At 28.8% G+C, this 2,496-nt stretch carries 3 protein-coding genes; all 3 read left to right on the top strand.

Translation table 11 applies throughout. From position 1 onward, the window contains the following. Positions 1–24 precede the first annotated feature (24 nt). The 3 genes from AC1EUY_RS15880 (at position 25) to AC1EUY_RS15890 (ending at position 2,488) form a co-directional block, all read left to right on the top strand. Positions 25–858, top strand: coding sequence for a helix-turn-helix domain-containing protein (locus AC1EUY_RS15880; protein ID WP_480196532.1), 834 nt, complete (start codon positions 25–27; stop codon positions 856–858). A 64-nt stretch (positions 859–922) separates the two neighbouring features. Then, complete coding sequence (locus AC1EUY_RS15885; RefSeq protein WP_480196533.1) at positions 923–1,786, top strand: DUF5694 domain-containing protein; 864 nt, start codon at positions 923–925, stop codon at positions 1,784–1,786. Between the two features lie 123 nt (positions 1,787–1,909). After that, on the top strand, positions 1,910–2,488 hold the full coding sequence (locus AC1EUY_RS15890; RefSeq protein ID WP_480196534.1) for a hypothetical protein: 579 nt from the start codon (positions 1,910–1,912) through the stop codon (positions 2,486–2,488). Positions 2,489–2,496 lie beyond the last annotated feature (8 nt).

Below are 2,496 nucleotides of genomic sequence, written 5' to 3' on the forward strand. Positions count from 1 at the left end.
TTATGACCCAGCACAGCAAAATTAATGGAAATTAACCAGTATAAACCAAAAAAAAAAGAACTTCAAAACTATATTGAAAGTTATTATATACTCACTCATTCTGAAAAAGAAAAAGAAGTAAGCTATCTTACTTTCCCTACTTTATTTTCAGTTGTGGCTGTTGTTCTTAATGCACAGAACGTTATTACCTCAAAAAAAATTACTACTAAATTCTGTTCCTCAAAAGACCTTGAAACAAGTCTTGTTTGCAGATTCAACAAGCCAATTTGTTTTCAATATAAAGGAGAAATTAAAGAAGTCTGTATTTATTTTAAACCTCTTGGACTTAATGCTTTTTTGCAAAAACCATTGGAAAGTTATAGTAGTAGCTTTTTTGATGAATTTATTCCTTTTTCAGACTATGACATAAAAATGAAAAAAATATTAGAAATAAAAGATAATAATCTATTATCAGCAGAAATTGAAGAATATTGGTTGAAAAAATTGATTGGATTTAAGCATCCATTTTTATTTGATGCAATTAAGAAAATTCAAGAAATTTCCCATATAACTACTTTTGAATTGGCAGAAGAATACAACATTAGTCAAAAGACACTCATTAATCATTTCAAAAAACATTTATGCAAAACACCGACTGAATACAAAAAAATATCTCGTTTTCGAAAGGCGTTAAATGCCAAACGTTTTTCCAATGGAAGTAATAATATGACTGAACTCGCATACATGTTGAACTTCTTTGACCAATCACATATGATTTCCAGCTTTAAGTCCTTGACAGGTCTTACACCAAAGTTGTTTTTTAAAAATCTATCAAACATTGGAGTAAATAATATAAACTGGATTTTTGATGTAAGGTAAATCTTTTACAATTTTAGTATTGTTCGGTTTATCAAATTTGTGATTCATCAGAATTGAATTCAATATGAAAAGCAACATTATTTTAATCTTACTTTCAATTTTCTTTTTTGGCTGTAGTACAGACCATAATAATGAATCAAAGAGAATTATTGAAACTTCAACAATCAAGGAAGTATTACTAATTGGAACATTACATTATGACAATCCAGGTGCTGATGTTGCAAAAACCAAATCCTTTGATATTTTGAACGAAAAATCACAGCTTGAATTAGAGCAAATTTCATTGAATATCAAAAAATATAATCCAACCAAAATATTTGTTGAGTGGCCGTACAACGAACAAAAGGAATTAGACTCATTGTATCAATTATATACATTAGGAAAATATTTTACAAATGACAGTCTTTCGGACTTTTATTTAAAGAATGAAATATTTCAATTGGCGTTTAGAGTAGCAAAAGAAAATAACCTAAAAGGTGTTTATGGGATTGATTATTCAACATCTTTTCCATTTGAAGAAGTAATCAATGACATTGAAAACAATAACCAATCTGAGCTTAAGGCAAGTATTCAAGAAGGGATTACTAAAATCACAACAGAAATTGACAATAGAATTGAATCTGGAAATTCACTTACAGAACTCACTTATTTTATCAATGATAAGGAATTTCGTAATCTATCTAATAATTGGCATAATAATCTAATGTTATTAGCAGGCAAATTGCATGATTTTTCAGGTCCTCTTTTAACGTCTGAATGGTTCAAAAGAAATCTGTATATGTGGTCTCTAATTCAGAAAAACACCATTGAATCTGACGAAAGAATAATGGTTTTAGTTGGTGGAAGTCATGCTGCAATGATTGAGTTATTCATTAAAGAAAATGATGGTTGGAAAGTCAAAGAATTGGAACAAATTATGGAAAAATAGCAATAGCTATAATTCATTTCGGTTGAATTCCTTAATTGGAATTCAAAGTAATTTTATTATTTTTCAGCTACGGCAGAATCATATCCCAAACCATCAAAGCACATTATGACCAAACACATCAAAATGAATCGAGTTTTAATATTTTTCCTCATACTTTCAGTCGGACTTTTAAGTTGTAAAAAGTCTGAAAAGACAATTGACAAGCTTGAAATTACCAAAAAATACTTCGTGGCACTTAACGAATCTAATAGTTCTAAAATGAAAGATTTATTAACTGATAGTCTGATAACAACAATACCGAAATATGACTATGAAGTGAGATACTCTAAAAATGATTATGTAGGGAATTGGTTAAAATGGGATTCGGTTTTTGAACCAAAATATAAAGTACTTGAAATGAATTTAGAAAACGGAACGGTCAAAGTAAAGGTTTCAAAAACTGAGAAGAGGATTCTCTTCTTTATGCACAAACCTTTTTTGTCAAATTATATTGTCAAATTTCAAAATAATAAAATAGCATCTATAGAAGAAGACTATTTGAATTTTGATGAGGCCACTTGGGGAAAGAACAGAAGTGAACTTCTAAATTGGACTAAAGAAAATCATCCTGAACTGAATCTAGACCATTTTATTAATATACAAAATGAAACTGGCGGTAAGAAGTTATTAAAGGCAATAGAACTTTATAAAAAGAAAAAATAACGTGCTAC

Source organism: Maritimimonas sp. 2210JD6-3, assembly GCF_056591795.1.

Bases quoted from the DNA above. Each gene is read 5' to 3' on its own strand.
- AC1EUY_RS15880 (WP_480196532.1), top strand. From the start codon at position 25: ATGGAAATTAACCAGTATAAACCAAAAAAAAAAGAACTTCAAAACTAT.
- AC1EUY_RS15885 (WP_480196533.1), top strand. From the start codon at position 923: ATGAAAAGCAACATTATTTTAATCTTACTTTCAATTTTCTTTTTTGGC.
- AC1EUY_RS15890 (WP_480196534.1), top strand. From the start codon at position 1,910: ATGAATCGAGTTTTAATATTTTTCCTCATACTTTCAGTCGGACTTTTA.